This window comes from Alteromonas sp. ABV4_515 (assembly GCF_056160345.1).
The window spans coordinates 54,694-75,169 of the sequence record NZ_JBSWWZ010000010.1 but is presented as its reverse complement, the minus strand read 5'-3'; the positions used below and the strand labels follow the sequence as shown (position 1 = coordinate 75,169).

25 protein-coding genes are annotated in these 20,476 nt (G+C 48.2%); 10 read left to right on the top strand and 15 right to left on the bottom strand.

The window, feature by feature from the left end:
* Positions 1-69 precede the first annotated feature (69 nt).
* On the top strand, positions 70-1,359 hold the full coding sequence (gene pepB, locus ACXAGX_RS19480; RefSeq protein ID WP_474840425.1) for an aminopeptidase PepB: 1,290 nt from the start codon (positions 70-72) through the stop codon (positions 1,357-1,359).
* A gap of 76 nt (positions 1,360-1,435) precedes the next feature.
* Here pepB and ACXAGX_RS19475 read toward each other — a convergent pair whose 3' ends face one another.
* The gene (locus ACXAGX_RS19475) at positions 1,436-1,618 is read right to left on the bottom strand and encodes a MerR family transcriptional regulator (protein WP_070126208.1); all 183 of its coding nucleotides are present in this window, start codon (positions 1,616-1,618) and stop codon (positions 1,436-1,438) included.
* A gap of 176 nt (positions 1,619-1,794) precedes the next feature.
* Between ACXAGX_RS19475 and ACXAGX_RS19470 the strand changes: the two genes are divergently transcribed.
* On the top strand, positions 1,795-2,406 hold the full coding sequence (locus ACXAGX_RS19470) for a YhgN family NAAT transporter (protein WP_474840423.1): 612 nt from the start codon (positions 1,795-1,797) through the stop codon (positions 2,404-2,406).
* Positions 2,403-2,981: a YjaG family protein gene (locus tag ACXAGX_RS19465; protein WP_474840421.1), complete on the top strand. Its 579-nt coding sequence runs from the start codon at positions 2,403-2,405 to the stop codon at positions 2,979-2,981. Before ACXAGX_RS19470 ends, ACXAGX_RS19465 begins: the two co-directional genes overlap by 4 nt.
* Before the next feature lie 245 nt (positions 2,982-3,226).
* On the opposite strand, the gene rsmD is transcribed toward ACXAGX_RS19465, so the two are convergent.
* Positions 3,227-3,817: a 16S rRNA (guanine(966)-N(2))-methyltransferase RsmD gene (gene rsmD / locus ACXAGX_RS19460; RefSeq protein WP_474840420.1), complete on the bottom strand. Its 591-nt coding sequence runs from the start codon at positions 3,815-3,817 to the stop codon at positions 3,227-3,229.
* Between the two features lie 85 nt (positions 3,818-3,902).
* Here rsmD and ftsY point away from each other — a divergent pair, with 85 nt between their 5' ends.
* The 3 genes from ftsY to ftsX are packed head-to-tail and all read left to right on the top strand — an operon-like array spanning position 3,903 to position 7,122.
* The gene (gene ftsY / locus ACXAGX_RS19455) at positions 3,903-5,411 is read left to right on the top strand and encodes a signal recognition particle-docking protein FtsY (RefSeq protein WP_474840418.1); all 1,509 of its coding nucleotides are present in this window, start codon (positions 3,903-3,905) and stop codon (positions 5,409-5,411) included.
* Positions 5,412-5,455: 44 nt separating this feature from the next.
* The gene (ftsE, locus tag ACXAGX_RS19450) at positions 5,456-6,142 is read left to right on the top strand and encodes a cell division ATP-binding protein FtsE (RefSeq protein WP_474825118.1); all 687 of its coding nucleotides are present in this window, start codon (positions 5,456-5,458) and stop codon (positions 6,140-6,142) included.
* On the top strand, positions 6,142-7,122 hold the full coding sequence (ftsX, locus tag ACXAGX_RS19445; RefSeq protein ID WP_474840416.1) for a permease-like cell division protein FtsX: 981 nt from the start codon (positions 6,142-6,144) through the stop codon (positions 7,120-7,122). Before ftsE ends, ftsX begins: the two co-directional genes overlap by 1 nt.
* 41 nt (positions 7,123-7,163) lie before the next feature.
* Here the strand turns inward: ftsX and ACXAGX_RS19440 are convergent, their stop codons facing one another.
* Positions 7,164-8,402, bottom strand: coding sequence for an EAL and HDOD domain-containing protein (locus tag ACXAGX_RS19440; RefSeq protein ID WP_474840414.1), 1,239 nt, complete (start codon positions 8,400-8,402; stop codon positions 7,164-7,166).
* 524 nt (positions 8,403-8,926) lie between these two features.
* Between ACXAGX_RS19440 and rpoH the strand changes: the two genes are divergently transcribed.
* Entirely contained in the window at positions 8,927-9,781 is an 855-nt protein-coding gene (gene rpoH / locus ACXAGX_RS19435) for an RNA polymerase sigma factor RpoH (RefSeq protein ID WP_070126216.1), read from the top strand.
* Between the two features lie 39 nt (positions 9,782-9,820).
* On the opposite strand, the gene ACXAGX_RS19430 is transcribed toward rpoH, so the two are convergent.
* The 7 genes from ACXAGX_RS19430 to pip form a co-directional block, all read right to left on the bottom strand.
* Positions 9,821-10,015, bottom strand: a complete 195-nt coding sequence (locus ACXAGX_RS19430) for a YrhK family protein (RefSeq protein WP_474840412.1) — start codon at positions 10,013-10,015, stop codon at positions 9,821-9,823.
* Positions 10,016-10,026: 11 nt separating this feature from the next.
* Positions 10,027-10,239: a hypothetical protein gene (locus ACXAGX_RS19425; protein WP_474840493.1), complete on the bottom strand. Its 213-nt coding sequence runs from the start codon at positions 10,237-10,239 to the stop codon at positions 10,027-10,029.
* Entirely contained in the window at positions 10,157-10,486 is a 330-nt protein-coding gene (locus ACXAGX_RS19420; protein WP_474840410.1) for a carboxymuconolactone decarboxylase family protein, read from the bottom strand. The genes ACXAGX_RS19425 and ACXAGX_RS19420 overlap by 83 nt, the downstream gene beginning before the upstream one ends.
* Positions 10,487-10,527: 41 nt before the next feature.
* The gene (locus ACXAGX_RS19415) at positions 10,528-10,848 is read right to left on the bottom strand and encodes a helix-turn-helix domain-containing protein (protein WP_474840408.1); all 321 of its coding nucleotides are present in this window, start codon (positions 10,846-10,848) and stop codon (positions 10,528-10,530) included.
* A gap of 167 nt (positions 10,849-11,015) precedes the next feature.
* Positions 11,016-11,936 carry a bifunctional GNAT family N-acetyltransferase/hotdog fold thioesterase gene (locus tag ACXAGX_RS19410; protein WP_070126220.1) on the bottom strand — a complete coding sequence of 307 codons (921 nt, stop codon included), beginning with the start codon at positions 11,934-11,936 and terminating at the stop codon, positions 11,016-11,018.
* A 136-nt stretch (positions 11,937-12,072) separates the two neighbouring features.
* Positions 12,073-12,510 carry a D-aminoacyl-tRNA deacylase gene (dtd, locus tag ACXAGX_RS19405; protein ID WP_474825124.1) on the bottom strand — a complete coding sequence of 146 codons (438 nt, stop codon included), beginning with the start codon at positions 12,508-12,510 and terminating at the stop codon, positions 12,073-12,075.
* Positions 12,507-13,481: a prolyl aminopeptidase gene (pip, locus tag ACXAGX_RS19400; RefSeq protein ID WP_474840406.1), complete on the bottom strand. Its 975-nt coding sequence runs from the start codon at positions 13,479-13,481 to the stop codon at positions 12,507-12,509. The genes dtd and pip overlap by 4 nt, the downstream gene beginning before the upstream one ends.
* An 86-nt stretch (positions 13,482-13,567) precedes the next feature.
* On the opposite strand from pip, the gene ACXAGX_RS19395 reads away from it, so the two are divergent.
* On the top strand, positions 13,568-13,804 hold the full coding sequence (locus ACXAGX_RS19395; RefSeq protein ID WP_070126223.1) for a hypothetical protein: 237 nt from the start codon (positions 13,568-13,570) through the stop codon (positions 13,802-13,804).
* Positions 13,805-13,812: 8 nt separating this feature from the next.
* On the top strand, positions 13,813-14,457 hold the full coding sequence (locus ACXAGX_RS19390; protein WP_474840491.1) for a DUF2959 domain-containing protein: 645 nt from the start codon (positions 13,813-13,815) through the stop codon (positions 14,455-14,457).
* A 42-nt stretch (positions 14,458-14,499) separates the two neighbouring features.
* On the opposite strand, the gene ACXAGX_RS19385 is transcribed toward ACXAGX_RS19390, so the two are convergent.
* Together ACXAGX_RS19385 and metF are read right to left on the bottom strand one after the other, a co-directional pair.
* Positions 14,500-15,384, bottom strand: coding sequence for a virulence factor BrkB family protein (locus ACXAGX_RS19385; protein ID WP_474840404.1), 885 nt, complete (start codon positions 15,382-15,384; stop codon positions 14,500-14,502).
* A 331-nt stretch (positions 15,385-15,715) separates the two neighbouring features.
* Positions 15,716-16,600 (bottom strand): methylenetetrahydrofolate reductase, encoded by an 885-nt coding sequence (metF, locus tag ACXAGX_RS19380; protein ID WP_474825180.1) that lies wholly within the window; start codon positions 16,598-16,600, stop codon positions 15,716-15,718.
* 154 nt (positions 16,601-16,754) lie between these two features.
* Here metF and metJ point away from each other — a divergent pair, with 154 nt between their 5' ends.
* On the top strand, positions 16,755-17,078 hold the full coding sequence (gene metJ / locus ACXAGX_RS19375) for a met regulon transcriptional regulator MetJ (protein ID WP_070126226.1): 324 nt from the start codon (positions 16,755-16,757) through the stop codon (positions 17,076-17,078).
* Between the two features lie 66 nt (positions 17,079-17,144).
* On the opposite strand, the gene ACXAGX_RS19370 is transcribed toward metJ, so the two are convergent.
* The 3 genes from ACXAGX_RS19370 to rpmE all read right to left on the bottom strand — a co-directional run bounded on the left by ACXAGX_RS19370 (position 17,145) and on the right by rpmE (position 20,321).
* On the bottom strand, positions 17,145-18,356 hold the full coding sequence (locus ACXAGX_RS19370; protein ID WP_474825127.1) for an MFS transporter: 1,212 nt from the start codon (positions 18,354-18,356) through the stop codon (positions 17,145-17,147).
* A 101-nt stretch (positions 18,357-18,457) separates the two neighbouring features.
* On the bottom strand, positions 18,458-19,711 hold the full coding sequence (locus tag ACXAGX_RS19365; protein WP_474840402.1) for a malic enzyme-like NAD(P)-binding protein: 1,254 nt from the start codon (positions 19,709-19,711) through the stop codon (positions 18,458-18,460).
* A 397-nt stretch (positions 19,712-20,108) separates the two neighbouring features.
* Entirely contained in the window at positions 20,109-20,321 is a 213-nt protein-coding gene (rpmE, locus tag ACXAGX_RS19360) for a 50S ribosomal protein L31 (protein WP_474825129.1), read from the bottom strand.
* Positions 20,322-20,476: the final 155 nt, after the last annotated feature.

Genomic DNA, 20,476 nt, shown 5'->3' with positions numbered 1-20,476 from the left:
CGCGAACCTGTTACGTTCGCAATCAATGAATCCAGTGTGCCCAGTGTAACAAGCAAATAAGGAATTGTTATGTCGATTTTTTCCGTATCGCTTTCTTCTGATAAAGCGCCTGCCCATTGGGGCGAAAATGCAAAACTGAGCATGACGGCTGAGGGGGCCGTAGTGCATGTAGGTGGCGCTAGCGATACCGCGCGGGTGATTCGTCAGGCTGGTCGTCGTATCGATGGCTTGGGTATTGCTGAAGTGAAACTGAGTGGCGAATGGAGCAAAGATCAGCAGTGGGCGTTCGCAATGAGCTACACCCGTGCTCGCAAGCCGGGTTCAATTATCTGGGCAGAAACAGCCGATAAAGACGAGCTTGAGCGTTGCTATGCCGCCTTGCTGTTTACCCGCAGCCTGGTAAACGATACTCCGGAAGATCTGTCACCTGAAACGCTGGCTTTGCGTGCGGCGCAGTGGATTGAATCCTTGGGCGGTGACAAAGTTACCGTGTCGACGGTTGTTGGTGAAGCGCTGAAAGAAGCGGGCTGGACCGGTATTTATAATGTAGGTCGCGGCAGTGAGCGCCCCCCTGTGTTCTTAGAGCTAGACTACAATCCTTCTGGCAAAGAAGACGCGCCGGTAGATGCCGTGTTGGTCGGAAAAGGCATTACTTTCGATAGCGGTGGTTACAGTATTAAATCCAGTGAAGGTATGCTGGACATGAAATGTGATATGGGTGGCGCAGCCACCGTCACTGGCGCGCTGGGTTTGGCAATCAGCCAGGGCTTAAACAAGCGCGTGAAGCTACTGCTTTGTTGTGCTGAAAACCTGATCAGTGGCCATGCCTACAAGTTGGGTGATGTGCTGACCTACAAAAACGGCCTGACGGTAGAAATCGTGAACACCGACGCCGAAGGCCGCTTGGTACTGGCTGACGGTTTGATCCGCGCAACGGAAACCGGTGCTCCACTTATCATTAACGCCGCCACCTTAACGGGGGCGGCTACCGTTGCACTGGGCAACGAATATCATGCAGTATTCAGTATGGATGAAAAAGCCCGAGCAGCGATGCTTGACGCGGGTAAAGCTGAAAACGAAGGATTCTGGCCGCTGCCAATTGAGAAATTCCACCAAGACAAGTGTCCTTCAGCGTTTGCTGATACCGCAAATAGCCGCGCCCAGAAAGGTGGTGGTGCCGGTGGTGCTTCTAATGCCGCTGGCTTCTTGTCTCGTTTTGTTAACGAAGAAGGGACTGGCTGGGTGCACCTCGACTTAGCCGCGGCTTATCACGGCAGTGCAACCGCAGAAATGCCTGCTGGTGCAACGGGAATTGGCATTCGCAGTATCGCCAGAATGTTGCAGGATTATCAGGGCTAATTAGACCTATGAACGACCAGGCCGGTAATGGAAACGTTACCGGCTTTTTTTATTTTTTTGCAGATAGTGTAAGAGGCTATATACCGCCCAGGCGCTCGGCCAGCTGTTTGTAACGGGCAACGTCATCTTCTTCAAAAAGGGGTTTGCCATCTTCAGATTTACTTTTCGCAATTAAAAGGTGCTCACGTTCCAGACGCTCTACACGAATAGGTTGTACGCCAAGATAATTTGCCACTTCTTCTATAGACATCATACTCATAGTTTTCATTCCTGATTGATTAGATAGTAAAATCAACGCGTAAATGCGACAATCCCGCGCTCATTCAGCCTTGCCTGCCGAAGCTTTCTGGATCTGATTTGCATTTGCCGGAAATTTAAAAATAGCAGTGCATGCTGTTAAGTCCAATTTCATATCACTTTAGGAGTCAATCGTTAATGGATACCTGGTCTGCGGCCATCATGTTATTTCTGATTATGGATCCGCTAGGTAATCTGCCGGTGTTTATGTCGGTACTCAAAAGTATTGAGCCGAAACGCCGAAGAGTGATTTTAATCCGCGAGTTAATTTTCGCCCTGGTGATTCTGCTCATCTTTTTATTCAGCGGCCAAGCGGTGTTGGATTTTCTGAATGTACGGCAGGAAACCGTAAGTATTGCTGGTGGTATCATTCTGTTTTTGATTGCGCTTAAAATGATTTTTCCTCCGCAGTCTGGTAATGCACTTGGATTAGCGGTGGGTGAAGAACCTTTTCTGGTGCCACTGGCAATCCCGATGATTGCAGGCCCGTCGACGCTGGCAGCATTGATTCTGCTGGCAAACCAAGGCCCAAATCGTATGCTCGACTGGACGTTGGCATTAGGTGGTGCTTGGCTCATCAGTGCGATAATTCTGCTATTTTCAGAAGTGTTCCATCGGTTATTAGGTGAAAGAGGTCTCACGGCCATGGAGCGACTGATGGGAATGATTCTGGTTATGATCTCAATTCAAATGTTTTTAGATGGCATTAGCCACTACCTGGTTCACGCGTCAGGAGCGTTGCAAGAATGAAAAAACTGTCAACTTTTGCCCGTGTAAGACAGCTGGAAGGCTGGCAAGCGGTAGCCTTCAGCGCAGCGCTGCTAGAGCGTATGCTACCGAACTACGCATTGTTCAAAGAAGTGACCGGCTACGATGACGAAGGCGTGTGTGCAAATTGCCTGTCGTTGTTGTGGGAATCGGTGCGTAGCCCAAAAAGTAAAATTAACTTTTCTCTGCAGCTGGAAAAAGTGGAACTGGTCACGCCGGACACGGCAGACTACGACACCTTTGGTGTATACCCTGCTATCGATGCCACTATTGGTTTGGCGGCGGCAATTGGTTTAGTATTGAAGCAAGATTTACAAGGTGCAGTCGTAGTAAGCAAACTGTCTCAGGGCAGTGTTGAAGCCTATTTGCTGGCGTCTGGCGTCGACGAAGAAGAAATTAAAGGCCACCCGCTGATGGTATTTGAAGTGGAGCTGCAAAACGAAATGCTCGATTTGCTGGAAAAAGACGGCAGCCCACTGGCCACCTGCGATAAGCTCAAAGCCCTCGCCCTCGAAGAAGGCATCTCCAACATCGGCCTCGAAATCAATCCTGAGTGAGCCCTTTCGGCGATATCGGCGTGTAGTTCGGGAACACGCCGTAAATCCATCCATGGAGGCTTGGCAGTCGCATCCCTGCGACTGACAGTTCCCGAACCACACGCCTTCATCGCCTGCGGGCTCACTGCGTGCAGCAGTGCTCGACTGCCGCATCCCTGCGGCAGACGGTTTCCGGCAACAATACCTTCCTTCGGCTACGCGTTCTGATTGGCATCATCAGGGATGCCGCGCTTCACTGCTCGCCTTTAGTCTTCCAGTGATAACAGGCAGTACATCACCTGTGCGAGTTTCTTTTCTTTGATAACTTGCAGGCGTTCGCTGATGAGTGGGGAGGGAGCGTTGATTTCTTGTTCGACGTAAATAACACCGTCAGGTTTAAGCAGGTTTCGGCTCAGAATGACTTGTAGAACCGGTTCAACGAGACCGTGATTGAAGGGTGGGTCGATAAAAATAATATCGAACTGCTTGTCTGTTGATGTCAGTACTTGTACTGCATCGCCGTTTATCACCTCACCACTAGCTGACAACGTCGAAAGGTTGGTTTTCAGCTGGGTGGCCACATTTCGGTCTTTCTCAATAAATGTGCAGTAACCTGCGTAGCGGGAAAGGGCTTCAAAGCCCAGACCGCCAGAGCCGGCAAAGGCATCCAGGCAGTGCGCTTCAGGCAGATCATGCATCAACCAGTTGAACAAGGTTTCTTTGTTGCGATCGGTTGTTGGGCGCAGTCCGTCTACGTCTGCCACGGGCAGTTTTCGGCCGCGATACTGGCCTGAAATGATCCTGACGTTGCCTGATTTCGTCTTTTGTGTCTGAGGCTTTCTGGAGACTCGCTTCATAGGGGCTGACAATGTATGATAACGGCTATTGAAAGCCGGCCAGTGTAGCCGAATTTTGCCGATTTACTAAGGATTTGACCAAACAATGTCGAAACTTTTTGGCTGGTTCAGAAAGAACAAGCAACCTGAAAAAGAACAAAGTGAAGTAAAACCGCAAGAAAGCACCGCGGTTGAGACGCCAGCAACAGAAGTGCCTGAGCCCGCGCAAAGTAACGTTGAAGCAGAGGCCCCTGCCGAAGAAACGAAACCTGAAGAAGCTGCACAGAATGAATCTGTGGTTGAAGCGAAAGTCGATGAGCCGGTTGAACCTCAGGTCATCCTTCAAGCCCAACCAGAGAGTACGGCTGCCGAAAAACATGAACCCGACGTGCCTGCATTTGATGAGCCTGTAGAGCCGTCAATACGGAAAACTGTGCCTGAGGATGTATCGGGGCCGGGATGGGTTGAGTCTGAGAAAGTTACCCAGCAGGTAAAACAAGACGACGTTCAACCGGAAGTGGTTGCTGACGAAGACATTACGCCAGAAGAAATTACGCCAGTTGTTGCCGCCGTGCCGGAACCGGAGCCAGTATCTGAAACGGAGCAGGAGCCGGAAGTAGAAGTAGAACCTGAGCCGGTTGTTGAAGCAAAGCCAGAACCGAAAGAAGAAAAGAAATCTCTTTTCAGTCGTCTAAAAGCGAGCTTATCTCGCACTAAAGCGAATTTGGGTAGCGGTTTTGTTAGTTTGTTTCGTGGCAAAGCCATCGACGATGATCTTTACGAAGAGTTGGAAACCCAGTTACTGGTTGCCGATGTGGGCATGGACACTACACAGAAAATCATCAATAAGCTCACGGATAGCGCCAAGCGCTCGCAGTTGAAAGACGCAGAGGCTCTGGTCGACATCCTGAAAGGTCAGATGCGCGATATGCTCAAATCCGTTGAGCGTCCGCTGGTTGAAGACATGAAGAGTCATGATGCTAGTACCGGGCCTTACGTCATTTTGATGGTAGGTGTGAACGGTGTGGGTAAAACCACTACCATCGGTAAGCTGGCTAAGCAGTTCCAACAGCAGGGCAAGAAGGTCATGCTGGCCGCCGGTGATACCTTCCGTGCCGCAGCGGTAGAGCAGCTGCAAGTGTGGGGCGAGCGTAACAAGATTCCTGTAATCGCACAGCCTACGGGCTCTGACAGCGCGTCGGTACTTTACGATGCCTTGGAAGCCGCGAAATCACGTGGAACCGATATTCTTATTGCGGATACCGCAGGACGTTTGCAAAACAAAAACAACCTGATGGAAGAGCTGAAAAAAGTCGTACGGGTAATGAAAAAGCTGAACCCGAATGCCCCACATGAAGTGATGCTGACTTTGGATGCAGGTACTGGCCAAAATGCGGTGAGCCAAGCGAAACTGTTTAATGAAGCCGTGGGTCTGACGGGTTTAACATTAACCAAGCTAGATGGCACTGCCAAAGGTGGCGTGATTTTCTCAATCGCCGATCAGTTTGGTATTCCTATCCGCTACATCGGTGTGGGTGAAGGCATTGACGATTTGCGCACTTTTAATGGCGACGAATTCATCGATGCTCTTTTCAGCGAGACCGAAAACGATTAACGTAACTGTTTTATCAGCCTTTTTCATCGTTGTAGGACGAGTAGATGATCAAATTTGACCAGGTGAGTAAAACCTATCCCGGCGGACAGCTCGCGTTGTCGAAAGTGAGCTTTCACATTGAGCCCGGTGAGATGGCGTTTTTAACTGGTCATTCAGGAGCCGGTAAAAGTACCTTGCTCAAGTTGATCAGCATCATGGAACGTCCCAGTGTAGGAAAAGTGCTGATTAATGGTCACGATCTCAATCAAATAAAGCGTCGGCAGATTGCTTTTATTCGTCGCGATATCGGCATGATTTTCCAAAGTCCTCACCTTCTCGACTCCAAAACAGTATTCGATAACGTGGCACTGCCGCTGATCATTGAAGGTTATACCCGCAAAGAAACCTCGAAGCGGGTAGAGGCGGCATTGGAGATGGTCGGCTTGCGTGACAAAGCCCGTAGTTTGCCTATGATGCTTTCCGGCGGTGAGGCCCAGCGTGTGGGTATCGCCCGTGCAGTCGTCAACAAGCCACCGTTATTACTCGCTGACGAACCTACCGGTAACCTAGACCCAAAACTCTCAATGGAAATAATCCGTCTGTTTGAAGATTTTAATCAGGCCGGTGTTTCTGTATTTGTCGCCACCCACGACCTGGGGCTCATTGCCAGAATGAAGTATCGCACCCTGACATTGCGTAACGGACAAATGATTACAGATGGGCTGAATGATGCCGCAGGAGAGGGGTGGTAATGAGTATTCTATTCAAAGGTCGTTCCCAGGGCGCTAGTGATACCCGTATAGGCATTGTGCAAATGATCACTGCCTTTTTTATCTCGCATGCCCGTCAGGCGTTAGGTAGTCTGGGTGAGCTTTGGCGGCAGCCTGCTGCATCGATCATGACTGTGGCGGTGTTGGGCTTGAGTATCACGTTGCCAAGCACCTTGTACATTCTGGTGAAGAACACAGAAAAAATCAGTGCTGGCTGGGATCAGGCCTCAGAGATCTCCTTATTTCTGAAAGAAGACACACCACCGGCCAGTGCACAGCAGTTGGTGGCCCGGCTTAATACGTGGCCGGAAATCGACAGCGTTACCTTTATTCCGGCTGATGATGCCCTTAAAGAGTTCCAGCATTTGTCTGGGCTCGGTGATGCCATTGCCTATCTTGAGTCTAATCCACTTCCCGATGTAGTACTTATCTCGCCAAACGAGAAACACGCTTCACCCACTGCGGCGCGTATGCTGTTGGAAAAGCTAAAGAGTCAGCGTGAGGTAGACATTGGCAAACTCGATATTGAATGGCTAGAGCGCCTCTATGCGCTGCTTGATATTGCCCGGGAACTGGTATCTCTCATCGGTATCCTGTTGTTCGTGTCGGTGGTGTTAATCATCGGAAACACTATCCGCCTGAATATACTCAGTAAGCGTGAGGAAATTTTGGTGATGAAGCTGGTGGGCGCTACGGACGCCTTTATTCATCGTCCATTTCTCTATACGGGGTTCTGGTACGGGTTGCTTGGCGGGCTGATTGCCTGGCTTGCCGTTATTATCATCCTTTGGTGGATGGACAGCAGCATACAGGCATTTGCCAGCATGTATCAGAAAGAATTCAATATCACCGGCCTGTCAGGTACGGCCTTACTTACCATGCTCGGGCTTTCAATTTTGCTCGGTTTACTGGGGTCGTTGATGTCGGTGCAACGCCACGTGAGAGAAATCGAACCCCAGTAGTGTGATTCGCTACCGGGATTTAGCGGTATGTCTTTGTTATGTTAACGGATAACTGGCTTTGGGAAATAAGCCGAAATGGTTGAACGTACGCCGTTACCCCACTGAATGGCTTGGTTGTACATCATGTGCAGTTGCTTCTGATCGATATCCAGTGCCTTGGATTGTTTAATGATGTTCATCCAAAGCGCCCCTTCGAATGCCCGTGACAAGGTGATATAGCTGTTAAATTCGTCAGATTTGCCCAACAGGGCATCATTCACTTCATCGGTCAGAGGCAGCTGTTTTAATACATCTGGCATGTCTTGATCTAACAACGCATCCAGCAATGAAAACAGTCCGATAAGGAAGCCAATTGGCGGGTTCAAATGTACGCCCCGTTGTTGAGAGAGCAAATCGAAAAACTTCGCTCGCACCAGAGACATGTGAATTAGCTCCAGAGGTTTGTCATCACTGAGGTTAGCCAATGATAACAGCGCGATAAACTTCTTAATTTCTACTTCGCCCATATAGGTCAAAGCGTGTTTTAGCGATGTAATTTTATAGCGCTTATTGATAGCCGGATTATTAATAAACTTCAGTAGCAAGAAGCTCAGTGCTGCATCTCGTTCAATAATCTGATTAATTCGGTTTAGATTAAAATCACTGTTGGCACTTTCACCCATTAGATCAACCAGGTTCATCTTCGACGCGGGAAGATGGCGCTGAATACGGGCTTCAGGCATGGCGAAGAAATAGCCCTGAAAGAAATCGAAACCCAGTGAACGGCAGCTATCAAAGTCTTCGTGGGTATTAACCTGTTCTGCAACCAGTTTGATATTTGAATCGATATAGCGAGGAATATTCTTTTCAATTAAATCGTAATTGGTGCGGGTAACATCCACTTTTACGATGTCTATCAGTGAAAAAATATCCTGTTTGCCACTCAACATTAACGGATCGTCGATGGCCAGTTTAAATCCCAGATCTTTAATATGGGTACAGGCTTCAAGCAAGCCGGGCGTAGGTGCGTTAGGTTCATTAAGCTGAACAATCACTGACTCAGGGTTTAAAGACGTTGGAAAACGGGAGATCAGTGTGTCTGGATTAAAGTGAATAAAAGACTGCTTCTCGCCGGAGATGTCATCGAGACCCAACGGGTGAAAATGCTGGGCGATGTACTTTGCTTTCTCTGGCTCTAACTCTGGATACGCGCCACCCTTACCGTCGCGAAACAACAATTCGTAGGCGAAAACATCCTTTTCGCGATCTAGTATCGGCTGGCGTGCAATAAATGCGAACATACGACTGGCGTGTCCTTCCATCAGTGGTAAATATAATGATTCTGCACTACATGATCACCCTGTAATGCTGCAACAGCAAAGTATCAACTTTATCCTATAGGCCGCTGATTATCTATGGTTTCGTCATTCTTTTAACTCATGCACACCGCTTAATTGCAATAATCACCATATAAATAAAAAACTGAATACACGCCCAATTCGTAATAACTATAGTAGATGGTTTGCGACTTGCCGCGCAGCAGCGGCTTAGGCATTAAGCTATCATAATGCACTGATTAGGTTGGATCGCAGCAAAATTACGTTTAATCGCGATCCGTTTTCACAATTTCATTCTACACTAACTGCCACTGAACGCTGCTTCATGCAGGTTTATCGCCACAAAGGAACTTTTTTGTGGTAAATCAGGTCTTGATATTTAGTAATTTGTCACTATATTCCTGAATTGGAATGATGTGCGACAATCAAGGACTCGAAAGGCACTTCCACTTTTGATACCATGAAGTGCTTAGCAAATTGAGGTGAATATGAGCAATAACATGCAAACAATGGCATTATCGGTGCCCCACAGCGGTAGCATCGAAGGCTACGTACAAGCTGTGAGCAGCATTGACATGCTCACTGCAGAAAAAGAAAGAAGTCTGGCATCGCGTCTGCGTGATGAAGGCGATCTTGAGGCAGCGAGACAGTTGGTAATGTCGCATTTACGCTTTGTTGTACATATTGCCAAGTCATACTCGGGTTACGGGTTACCTCAGGCTGATCTTATTCAGGAAGGTAACATTGGCCTGATGAAGGCAGTAAAACGTTTCGACCCTAGCGTAGGTGTGAGACTAGTATCTTTTGCTGTTCACTGGATCAAAGCTGAAATTCATGAGTTCGTGCTGAAGAACTGGCGCATCGTTAAGGTTGCTACCACCAAGGCTCAGCGCAAACTTTTCTTCAACCTGCGTAAAGCGAAAAAGCGCTTAGGCTGGTTTACTCATGAAGAAGTGCAAACTGTTGCAGACGAGCTGGGTGTAAGCACCAAAGAAGTACTGCAAATGGAAGCGCGAATGAGCAGTCAGGATCAAGCTTTTGATCTGAGCGCCGATGATGACGAAAATGGCAACTTTGCTCCTGTGCAGTTCTTAGAAGACAAAAGCACAGACGTGGAAATGGACGTTATCAATAACGATTGGGATACTAACGCCTCTAAGCGCTTATATTCTGCCATTAAAACGTTGGATGAGCGTAGCCAGGATATCATTGAAACGCGCTGGTTAGCCGACAACAAGATTACGCTTCAGGATTTGGCTGATAAGTACCAGGTTTCTGCAGAACGTGTTCGTCAAATTGAAAAGAACGCGATGAAAAAACTGCAAGCGGCAATGGCTGCATAGCGTCAAATATTTAAAAAAAGCGCCTTAACGGCGCTTTTTTTATGCATCTTGTTTGAGATTTAAATAATCAGAAACACAAGCAACGATCCACAAAAGTGACCCCAACATAAACAGATACACGCCAATAACCGCGTAGTCTGCCAATGAAGGCAGAAAACATGTACTGCCTATCAGAAAAGAAAATCCAGCTAAAATGTTAATTACCAAACAAGTCTTGGGTTTGATGAACGACATATCGTACCCCCTTATTGGTTTGTCATTTCAGGAAAGAACCCAAACCCGATGGAGATTCGGTTCCAATTGTTGATTTCAAGAATAATGGTTGTGAGTTCGACAATCGCTTGCTTGTCGAAAACATCTGACACGGCTGCAAAGTCAGCGTCTGTAACGCCATCGGTAACAGTTGTCAGGGGTTTCAGCCCAATGCAGAGCGCTTTTCTCTGCAGCTGAAAATGCATCGGGTACTTCTCTCCATGTTGCCAGGATATCTAATCGTTCCTGCAACTCACTCTCCGCCCGTAATTCTGCTGCATGCATATGCATACAGAAGGCACAGCCATTAATTTGAGAAACCCTCAACCGGATTAATCCGATAAGCGAAGCCCCGAAAGGACTCACAGAGGATTGTTCACTTAATCCGGTCAGGTTCTTTAAGATGCACTGTGCCAACCGATAAACATCGTTTTGGTCGATTCTTGTAGACATAATATTCTCCGTCAAGGTTTAACGTTGAGAATAGAGGGGGGCTACTTTTTTATATTGGAAAAACGCGACACTTTCCGTTGTCGGTAGGCTGCCGGGGTTTCTCCGACAAACTGATGGAAGTGGTTAGTAAAATGCGCTTGATCAAAGTAGCCGCTTGTCAGTGCGACGTCGGCCAGTGAAGCAAAACTGCTTATGGTGTCTCTGGGGAGCGATTCAGCGGGAATACCAAAGCATTCTGTAAAAGCACCAGGCAGGAAACGAAAACTGATTAACGCATCGCCGGGTAATGTGACAAATGGCGCGGTGCGCGTACTGAAAAGAACACTGGCGTTGAGACTGTGATCTGAAAGGGTAAATGTCAAACTCACGCCGCCATCAGGATAACAACGATCTTGGCTTGGCAGACAATGGGATTGTCACTAAACCAGATTGAATGCAGCCAGCGTGAGAGACTGAGGGGCACCGGCACAAAGGCTATCTGCGCCGGCTTGAATGCGTCTGGAACCCCAGTGGGAACAACGTTTTTGCGTTACTCTTCTTCGTCATTCTCTTTTTTCGGCGGTAATACCCAAAATACGCCACGGAATTCAGCCACAGCGTTATTGTCGTCCATAATATCCACTTGCAAGGTGAAACGGCATTTCTTTCGCTTTTCCAATGGCGCGAACTTGCCACTGAGCGATTCAATGTGACACATGGCCCGTGGCTTCATGGTGATGGGTTTGTGATAGTGTATATCGCCGTCACCTAATACTATCTCGCCCATTAGCTGGCGTTCTTTTAACTGCAGGAAAATCATTCCCCAGCCAGTGAGGGTGGCGAGTGAAAAAATGCTGCCGGCGAACATAGTGCCGTGAATATTAATATTCTTGTTCAGTGAAGCGCGGGTTTCCAGCGTACGACCGGTGTACTGGTGCAGCTTTATGCCCATGTGCTCAGTAATAGGAATAGTTTCTGTCCAGGTATCCTGAAGTTCTTTACACCATTTCGGGTGCAGCATCACGATGCCCGGGTCTGTGAGTTTTTTCACCATTTGTTGGCGTTTGAGCATGCCCAGTTCATTGGGTGCTTCTCGCTCAATCACAAAACCGCAGGAGCTAAAAAAGTCGATGGAGGTTTCGCGGCTGTTGGTTACCGCGCGAATGGCGCCTAATTCCCGGGCAACGCCTTCCAGTGCACCCAGGATCATTTGACCCAAGCCGCGACGTAAATAGTCACCGTGCACGGCGATATGACGAATTTGTGCTTCTTCAGCGGTGTTCAGATGCACCCGGCCGGCAGCAACGATTTCGCCTTTTCCATTCATGATAACCCGGTGTTCGGCTACCTGTTCATACTCGTCCCGTTCTGAGCCGGGGGCAAAATTCCATGGCTTGCGCAGGTATGTCCAGCGAAACGTGAAATATTGTTCTAATTCTTCTTCAGTTTTCGGAGTGGCTACTCTAAACACAATATTAAAGCCTTATGTGATTACGACCGGTATCCATTTAACCCTATGGCACAGGTTGTTCACAAGTGCATTTATCAAAGAGCGTGAAGATCCGAATCTATTGAGAGGATAAGTACGGGAAATAACGGCTAAAGTTTCAGACCTGAAATTGAAACGTCACCGGCCCGTCATTCAGCAGCGATACTTTCATATCTGCGCCAAAACGGCCCGTTTGTACTGGTATTCCCAGTGAGGATAGGTGGGTGATAAACGCGTTGTACATAGCCTCGCCGTGGGCGGGTGTTGCGCCTTTAGAGAAACCAGGGCGATTACCTTTCTGCGTATCGGCAACCAGAGTGAACTGAGAGACAACCAGCACAGATCCGCCAGCCTGTTGTACATTCAGGTTCATTTTGCCAGCGTCATCACTAAACATGCGGTAATTAGCAACTTTTCTGGCTAGCTTATCTATTTGTTCCTGAGCATCTTCTTTTTCTACGCCAAGTAACAAAAGAATACCCTGTCCAATTTCGCCAGTGATTTCGCCATCCACTGTCACTCGCGCCTCAGATACTCGCTGAACCAGTCCTATCATTTTTTCTCCCGTAGATATTTCGACATGTCCCGGGTCGCTCTGCAAAGTGCCAATGCGATGCCCGGTTCCGACGTGCTATGACCTGCTTCCTGCACAATCTGAAGTTCACTGTTGCTCCACGCCTGGTGCAAGGTGTAAGCAGATTTTGTACTGCATATTACATCGTAGCGGCCGTGGACTATTGTACCGGGTATGTGGTTAATTTTATGCACGTTCTGTAGAATAAAGTTTTCCGGAATGAAGCATTGATGAGACAGATAGTGACACTCAAGCTTGGCGAGACTCGTCATCAAATTAATGGGGTAGTGGCTGGTAAATTCCCCGGTGCCGTGGGGTAGTGACAACCTCGATAACCTCTCTTCCCAGATGTACCAGCGCTTTAATGCGGCTAATCGTTGAAGTTCATCCGGCGAGTCGAACATGCGTTGGTAGTGCTCACAGACCGACGTTGTCGTGATAGGGGGATTAATACCGTCGGTGAACATTTCATAGTGTTCGGGAAACAAAGTGGCCGCCGCACCGTGCTGGGAAATGAACCAGTCACGATCTTCTCTTCTGGCGAGAAAAACACCGCGTAAGATCAGGCCTGAAACCGTATTTGGTTCGGTAATCGCGGCCATCATCGCTAACGTTGAACCCCATGAGCCGCCGAATAGGATCCACTTGTCTACCTTGAGAAATGCGCGCAGCGCCGCAATATCGTTAAGTATGTGCTGAGTCGTGTTGTTCTCGAGTGAGCCGAATGGCTTGGAGCGGCCACAACCCCGTTGCTCAAAAGCGATAATACGAAAGTGATTACCGTCGAAAAAACGGCGATAGCCTGGGGATAATCCAGCGCCGGGACCACCGTGCAAATAAAGCACCGGGAAACCATCCGGATTGCCACTTTCCTCGTAATAGAGAGAGTGGCCGTCTCCGGTTTCAAAGTACCCACTGCTGTAACATCCAATGTCAGGGTAAAGTCGTTTCATTTTGTTTCAGTGCGTTGTTTGAGGTATTTTTTTGGTTTAGTTTAGCTACTTAACCACATATTTAAGCAATATACGAGGATGTTTATATGTCAGGGCAAGGTTCTGGCGGTAATGTTATCGCCGCAATTTGTAACTTTTTTATTCCCGGGCTGGGCCATTTGGTTCAGGGCAGAATTATGGGAGCGTTGTTTTTCTTCTTCGCTTGCTTAGTTTTTTACGGGCTGGCAGCAACCGTCGTACTGTTTTTCCTATGGCCGGTAGGCGCCATTTTCCATCTGTGGTCAATTATCAGTGCGGCCCGTTATCGCGGCCCCGGAATTTAAATATGAATATGAAAGTAAAAACGAGTTTGATGGCGGTTGCCGCCTGTTTCGCACTCTCTGGATGTCAGTCTGCCTATTACGGCGCGTGGGAAAAGCTCGGTGTAGAAAAGCGGGACATCATGGTGGACCGTGTTGAAAACGCCAAAGAATCTCAGGAAGATGCGCAAGAGCAGTTTGCAGATGCTCTGGAAGAATTCAGCGCACTCATTAACTTCGACGGCGACGAGTTAGAAGATGTTTATGACGAGCTAAACAGCGAGTATCAGGACAGTAAAGCCGCTGCGCAGGAAGTGTCTGACCGCATAGACAAAGTGCAAAGCGTTGCTGATGCGTTATTTTCTGAGTGGGAAGATGAGCTAACTAAATACGATAGTGCTACGCTACGTCGCTCCAGCGAGGAAAAATTGCGTGCCACTCGTCGTCAGTATGAAACCATGATCAAAGCGATGCGCAAAGCGGAAAGTAGAATGGAGCCTGTATTAACGGCACTGCAGGATAATGTGCTTTATCTGAAGCACAACCTGAATGCCAGCGCCATTGGTGCACTGGAAGGTGAGTTAAAAACCATTCAGCAAAATGTATCGCGATTGATTAACGAGATGAAAGCCTCAGTGGCTGAATCTGACGCCTTTATCCACGCAATGAAAAACTAATCATGAAACGAAAATGACCGGCAATTGCCGGTCATTTTGTTTTTATTCGGTGGGGACTTTTCTGGGCTCTTCACTGGCCCTGATGTCGCCAAACGCATCTTCCAGACTGCAAGTAAACTCTGCACCAATCAGTACCACAATCCACGACACATACACCCACAAGAACAGAATAGGCAGTACCGCCATCGCACCGTAAATTACCTGATAAGAGGTGAAGTTTGTGATGTAGAGCGCAAACCCTTTTTTGGTGAATTCAAAAAAGATGGTCGCTACCACCGCGCCAATAAACGCATGGGAATAGCGCACCCGACGATTGGGAACCAGCAAGTACAGAATAATGAAAGCTAACAGTGCTGCGAAGCTCGGCACCAGTTTCAACATAAAGGTGCCTACACCCGGCGTGTATTCTTCAGCGAACTCAGCCACACCCACTAAATAAGAACTGATAGCTACACTCGACCCCATCAACATCGGGCCCAAGGTGATAACCATCCAATAAATGGCGAAGGTATAAATCACAGGTCTATCGCTCTGGGTGCGCCAAATCCGGTTCAGGGTTTTATCCACATTGGAGATCAGCAGCAGAGCAACAACCAGCAGCGACAGTATACCTACCGCCCCCATTTCCGAGGCGTTAGCGACAAAGTCACCCATGTACTTATGCACCACATCACCAGCAGTGGGTACGAAGTTGGAGAACACAAACTGTTCCAGCTTACTGCGCACCGAGGCGAAAGCCGGAAACGCTGACATCACAGTGAACGTCACCATGATAAAAGGCACCAGCGAGAGCAGGGTAACGTAAGCGAGGTGACCAGCAGAGATGGTGATGTTGTCCGCTTTGCAACGGCGCAGAAAAATATGGAAAAAAGCAATAATACCGGGACGTTTTTCGTTCCACAGTTTTACCCAGCGATTATCTGTCAAAACAGACTCCTTTCAAACTGCATGGATAGTTTCATGCTTGTACAGTGTAACCATTCAGGGTCATGGGGGGAATGTTTTGTTGATTTCTCAGCAGATTGTAATGTCTGGCGCAGTGGCGAATTGACGAGAATAAGTGGGCATCGTAGCGATAAGGGGGAGAATGCCAGAGAAAAAACCGTCTGCAGCAGGGATGCTGCAGCGTTCTCTATAACAGCTTAGCCAGGCATGGAGCTCCGGCGTGTTTTTTCTCTGACATCCGCACCCAGTGAAGATGCCGGGTGACATCCTCAGGCGCTACTGAATTACCGCACTCCCAGCGTATTCGAAAATGTTAGTCAGCGCGAACGCCCAGCATGTGGCAGATGGCGTAGCTGAGTTCGCAGCGGTTCAGGGTATAGAAGTGGAAGTGTTTCACGCCTTCTTTAGCCAGTACCTTCACCTGTTCCATGGCGATGTTGGCGCCAATCAGGTTGCGGGTTGCTTGGTCATCGTCGTCAAGACCGTCGTACATTTTGTGCAGCCAGCCTGGTACGTGAACGTTGGTGAAACCCGCAAACTTAACCAGCGTTTGATAGTTAGTAACTGGCAATATGCCAGGAACAATATCTAAATCGATGCCTGCCGCTGCTGCACGGTCGCGGAATCGCAGGTAAACACTGGTATCGAAGAAGAACTGTGTAATTGCTTCCGAGGCACCGGCTTCCGCTTTACGCTTCAGATTCAGCAAATCAAACTGTGCGTTTGGCGCTTCAGGATGCTTTTCTGGATAAGCCGCTACTGAGATATCGAAATCAGCCACGTCTTTTAACAGAGATACCAAATCAGACGCGTACATTTCAGTTTTATCCACGCCCTTTGGCAAATCACCACGTAAGGCCACAATACGGCGGATACCGGAATCCCAGTAGTCCTGAGCGATTTGTTTCAGTTCGTCACGAGTGGCATCTACACAGGTCAGGTGAGGAACGGCAGCCACACCCGTTTGCTGCTGAATGCGTTTTACCACATCGTGGGTGCGATCGCGCTCACCGCTGTTTGCACCATAGGTAACAGACATATATGAAGGCTTAAGAGGCGCCAGACGCTCTACAGATTTCCATAAGGTTTGTTCCATTTTTTCCGAGTTTGGCGGAAAAAATTCGAAGGATACATCGATGTCACGCAGTTCTGACAAAGATTGATTTAAGGCATCGATGCCCTGTGCATAGGAAACCATTTTCTGACTCACTCACTTTTTGGCCGTTTAGACGTCTAAACTAATTAATATATGTCTGGACGTCAAGAGGTTTACACGGCTTAATTGACCTTTTCGCTACATTGTTTAGAATTTCCGCTCATAAGATAAAATAACAGGCAGTCCGAGATTTCACATGGCAGAATGGAATGGTAAGTATATACACCCTTATGCAGAGCATGGGAAAAAGAGTGAACAGGTAAAGAAAGTTACTGTTTCTATTCCTATTAATGTGCTTAAGGAGCTCACAGATGAGCGTACACGGCGACAGATAAACAATCTGCGTCATGCAACAAATTCAGAATTACTGTGTGAGGCATTCCTGCATGCGTTCACCGGGCAACCATTGCCTAACGATGATGACTTGCGTAAAGATAATCCAAATCGTATCCCGGCAGTTGCCAGAAAGATGATGGAAGAAATGGGCATCGACCCATCAGTGGATAACGAAGAAGAATAAAAACGAAAGCCAGAGTCAGTACTCTGGCTTTTCTCTTTTTGCTCGGCTTACATGCTTTCGCCGAGCTTAATCCGATTTACCCGGCGATGGCGCCTCTATTTTCCGCAATTCAAACAGAGGCCTGAACGTTTTTCCGAACAGCAGCACCACGCCTAAGCTCATTACACCACCCGTTACTGCGCAAGCAACCGGACCAATGGCTGCGGTCACCGAGCCACTTCGGAAGTCTCCCAGCTCGTTAGAAGAGGCAATAAACAACGAATTAACCGCACTAACCCGCCCTCGTAAGGCGTCGGGTGTCATGATCTGAACTACTGAGCTTCTAATCACCACGCTGATCATGTCTGAACCGCCGTAAATCAGCAGCGCAAAGCAGGCAACATAGAGATTTTGCGAGAAAGCAAAACCGATAATGGAAAAGCTGAAGATGATCAGTGACCAGAACAGCAAGGGACCATTGCGCTCGATGGCGCGCTTACGCCGTACCATGGTTAACCCGATAATGGTTGCGCCCACGGCGGGCATGGCCCGGAGTAAACCCAAGGTTTCTGGCCCTTCATGCAGCACGTCTTTTACAAACACCGGCAGGATGGCCATCACGCTGCCGCATAAAATCACCACCAGATCGGTAAACAGAGCACCACGCACCACGTTGTTGTGCATTAGATAATGTACGCCGCTGAAAATATCTTTCAGTTCCAGCTTGCGCTCAGAGTGAATTTTTAAGGCAGGCAGTAAAGAGAAGCCGCCCAAGGTGAATAAGCCGAAAATGATCAGAACCCAATAGAGCTGTCGGTCAAGCATGGCCAGCAGAATACCTGCAAGGAAGGGGCCCACGGTTAACGCGATGTTCCACATTGAGCTAATGGCGGCAACTGCGCGGCCCAAGTGGTCGTTACTCACAATGTTGGGAAGCACAGATTGAATAGCTGGGGCAAAGAACGCCCGGCCGGCGCCTAACACCGACAGTGAGCAGAATAGTGCCCACTTATTAAGCTCAGGCTGATTCATCAGTATCGCCACCGCCAGCACCACCAGTAATTGCAGACTGGCAGAGAGCAGCAAAATACTCTTCCGCGAAAAGTTATCTGCAGCCCAACCCGCAACCAAAAACAGGCCAATCACTGGGACAATCTGAAAAATACCCACTAACGCTAAGTCGAAGGCTTCGCCGGTAGCTTCATACAAATGCCAGCCGATACTGACGCTCATGGTAGAGCCAATCAGGGTTGTTGCAATACGCCCGATAATGAGCCCAATGAGTGCTTTAGACCACATGATATCTATATCCGTTAGAATTGAAGAAGAATGCGTGCGCCAAAACGCAAACGGGCCGGTAGAATTACCGGCCCGTGGCAGATGAGTGCAGTATGCCCTAATTAGGCATTGTTACCCAGATATTTTGCTGGCAGTGACTCAACGCCCGCCACGCCTGAATCAATGGCTGCCTGTGCTACGGCACTGGCAATGCGATGCAACAAGCGAGGGTCCATTGGCTTAGGAATGATGTAGTCTTTGCCGAAAGTCAGCGACGCAGACTTACTGGCTTTCAATACTTCTTCCGGCACCGGCTCTTTAGAGACAGAACGCAGTGCTTCAACAGCAGCCACTTTCATTTCATCGTTAATGGCGGAAGCGCGTACGTCCAGCGCACCGCGGAAAATGAACGGGAAGCACAGCACGTTGTTTACCTGGTTCGGGTAATCTGAACGACCGGTGGCCATGATGAGGTCAGAACGCACTTCGTGGGCCAGTTCAGGTTTAATTTCCGGATCTGGGTTTGAACAGGCGAAGACGACCGGGTTTGGTGCCATCAGTTTTAAGGTTTCTGGTGGCAGAACATCCGGGCCAGAAACACCAACGAAAATATCGGCACCGTTCATCACATCATCAAGGGTACGTTTATCGGTGTTGTTGGCGAACAGCATTTTGTGTTCAGTCAGATCGTCGCGACGGGTGTGAATAACCCCTTTGCGGTCGAGCATATAAATGCGTTCACGCTGGGCACCACATTTAATAAGCAGTTCCATACAGGCTACGGCGGCAGCGCCGGCACCCATACACACAATCTTTGCATCTTCGATATTCTTACCCTGAATCTCCAGCGCATTCAGCATACCGGCGGCAGTTACGATAGCAGTACCGTGCTGGTCGTCGTGGAATACCGGGATTTTGCAGCGCTTGATCAGCTCCTGCTCAATCTCAAAACATTCTGGTGCTTTAATATCTTCCAGGTTAATACCACCGAAGGTATCGGCGATATTAGCTACCGTATTGATAAACTCTTCGGTGGTGCGGTGTTTTACTTCAATATCGATAGCGTCAAGGCCCGCGAACCGTTTGAACAGCAGCGCTTTACCTTCCATAACCGGCTTTGAAGCGAGTGGACCTAAATTGCCCAATCCCAGAATGGCAGTACCGTTACTAATAACAGCTACCATGTTGCCTTTCGCGGTATAGCGATAAGCGGCATCAGGATCTTCTGCAATTTCGCGGACTGGCTCGGCAACACCGGGGCTGTAAGCGAGAGCGAGATCATCAACACTGTCTGCCGGGGTAGACAGCTCTACTTTAATTTTACCTGGTGTAGGGTACTCGTGGTAATCCAGGGCGCGTTGTCTGAAATCTGACATGCTTTTATGTGTCCTTCTCAGGGTTATTCGTTACAAAGATACACCTGTCGTTCTGGCTAATTTGTTGTTTTTGTTATAACAGCCATATAAGACCAATGTAGCATATCGCCTTTCACAGTACATATCTGATCAGGACTAATCTCATGATTACTCTAGTGGTCAAACCGCCACGACACAAAACGGTATTATCAATGGTGACCATTTATCAAATTAATAAACAGTCCTTAACTTATATTTAAAAGCATATAAACAGCGTAGAAGCTGGTGTTTGTTTTTTGAACGTTAGTGAAGTGGGGGGCTAGAAGACAGCCTTAAAGGGATGAATATCGAAATGGAAATTATTGCAGGCACAAAAAAAGCGCCATAAAGGCGCTTTTTTCGCAATTCACTGCAGGGCTTATTTTTTGCCCAGTGCACCGAAACGCTTCTTGAAGCGGTCAACACGACCACCGGTGTCAACGTTACGTTGCTTACCAGTGTAGAACGGGTGACAGTTAGAACATACGTCCAGGTTCAGATCTTTACCTGCAGTAGAACGAACTTTGATAACATTACCGCAAGAACAAGTAGCAGTAATTTCTTCGTATGTAGGATGGATATCTTGTTTCATGGGTTACCTCAAATCTAAGGCCGTATCGCTATCCAGCCCGAAGCTGAACACCATACGCAACTATATTCAAATGCAAGGCACAACTGGCCTTGCCGTAAAGAGCGGCGCATATTAATGTATGGCGCCCGTTTGATCAAGAACGATAAGTGAAAAAT

Excerpts from the sequence above, each read along its gene's own strand:
- pepB (WP_474840425.1), top strand. The coding sequence starts at position 70 with ATGTCGATTTTTTCCGTATCGCTTTCTTCTGATAAAGCGCCTGCCCAT.
- ACXAGX_RS19475 (WP_070126208.1), bottom strand. The coding sequence starts at position 1,618 with ATGAGTATGATGTCTATAGAAGAAGTGGCAAATTATCTTGGCGTACAA.
- ACXAGX_RS19470 (WP_474840423.1), top strand. The coding sequence starts at position 1,795 with ATGGATACCTGGTCTGCGGCCATCATGTTATTTCTGATTATGGATCCG.
- ACXAGX_RS19465 (WP_474840421.1), top strand. The coding sequence starts at position 2,403 with ATGAAAAAACTGTCAACTTTTGCCCGTGTAAGACAGCTGGAAGGCTGG.
- rsmD (WP_474840420.1), bottom strand. The coding sequence starts at position 3,817 with ATGAAGCGAGTCTCCAGAAAGCCTCAGACACAAAAGACGAAATCAGGC.
- ftsY (WP_474840418.1), top strand. The coding sequence starts at position 3,903 with ATGTCGAAACTTTTTGGCTGGTTCAGAAAGAACAAGCAACCTGAAAAA.
- ftsE (WP_474825118.1), top strand. The coding sequence starts at position 5,456 with ATGATCAAATTTGACCAGGTGAGTAAAACCTATCCCGGCGGACAGCTC.
- ftsX (WP_474840416.1), top strand. The coding sequence starts at position 6,142 with ATGAGTATTCTATTCAAAGGTCGTTCCCAGGGCGCTAGTGATACCCGT.
- ACXAGX_RS19440 (WP_474840414.1), bottom strand. The coding sequence starts at position 8,402 with ATGTTCGCATTTATTGCACGCCAGCCGATACTAGATCGCGAAAAGGAT.
- rpoH (WP_070126216.1), top strand. The coding sequence starts at position 8,927 with ATGAGCAATAACATGCAAACAATGGCATTATCGGTGCCCCACAGCGGT.
- ACXAGX_RS19430 (WP_474840412.1), bottom strand. The coding sequence starts at position 10,015 with ATGTCGTTCATCAAACCCAAGACTTGTTTGGTAATTAACATTTTAGCT.
- ACXAGX_RS19425 (WP_474840493.1), bottom strand. The coding sequence starts at position 10,239 with ATGCATTTTCAGCTGCAGAGAAAAGCGCTCTGCATTGGGCTGAAACCC.
- ACXAGX_RS19420 (WP_474840410.1), bottom strand. The coding sequence starts at position 10,486 with ATGTCTACAAGAATCGACCAAAACGATGTTTATCGGTTGGCACAGTGC.
- dtd (WP_474825124.1), bottom strand. The coding sequence starts at position 12,510 with ATGATAGGACTGGTTCAGCGAGTATCTGAGGCGCGAGTGACAGTGGAT.
- pip (WP_474840406.1), bottom strand. The coding sequence starts at position 13,481 with ATGAAACGACTTTACCCTGACATTGGATGTTACAGCAGTGGGTACTTT.
- ACXAGX_RS19395 (WP_070126223.1), top strand. The coding sequence starts at position 13,568 with ATGTCAGGGCAAGGTTCTGGCGGTAATGTTATCGCCGCAATTTGTAAC.
- ACXAGX_RS19390 (WP_474840491.1), top strand. The coding sequence starts at position 13,813 with ATGAAAGTAAAAACGAGTTTGATGGCGGTTGCCGCCTGTTTCGCACTC.
- metF (WP_474825180.1), bottom strand. The coding sequence starts at position 16,600 with ATGGTTTCCTATGCACAGGGCATCGATGCCTTAAATCAATCTTTGTCA.
- metJ (WP_070126226.1), top strand. The coding sequence starts at position 16,755 with ATGGCAGAATGGAATGGTAAGTATATACACCCTTATGCAGAGCATGGG.
- ACXAGX_RS19370 (WP_474825127.1), bottom strand. The coding sequence starts at position 18,356 with ATGTGGTCTAAAGCACTCATTGGGCTCATTATCGGGCGTATTGCAACA.
- ACXAGX_RS19365 (WP_474840402.1), bottom strand. The coding sequence starts at position 19,711 with ATGTCAGATTTCAGACAACGCGCCCTGGATTACCACGAGTACCCTACA.
- rpmE (WP_474825129.1), bottom strand. The coding sequence starts at position 20,321 with ATGAAACAAGATATCCATCCTACATACGAAGAAATTACTGCTACTTGT.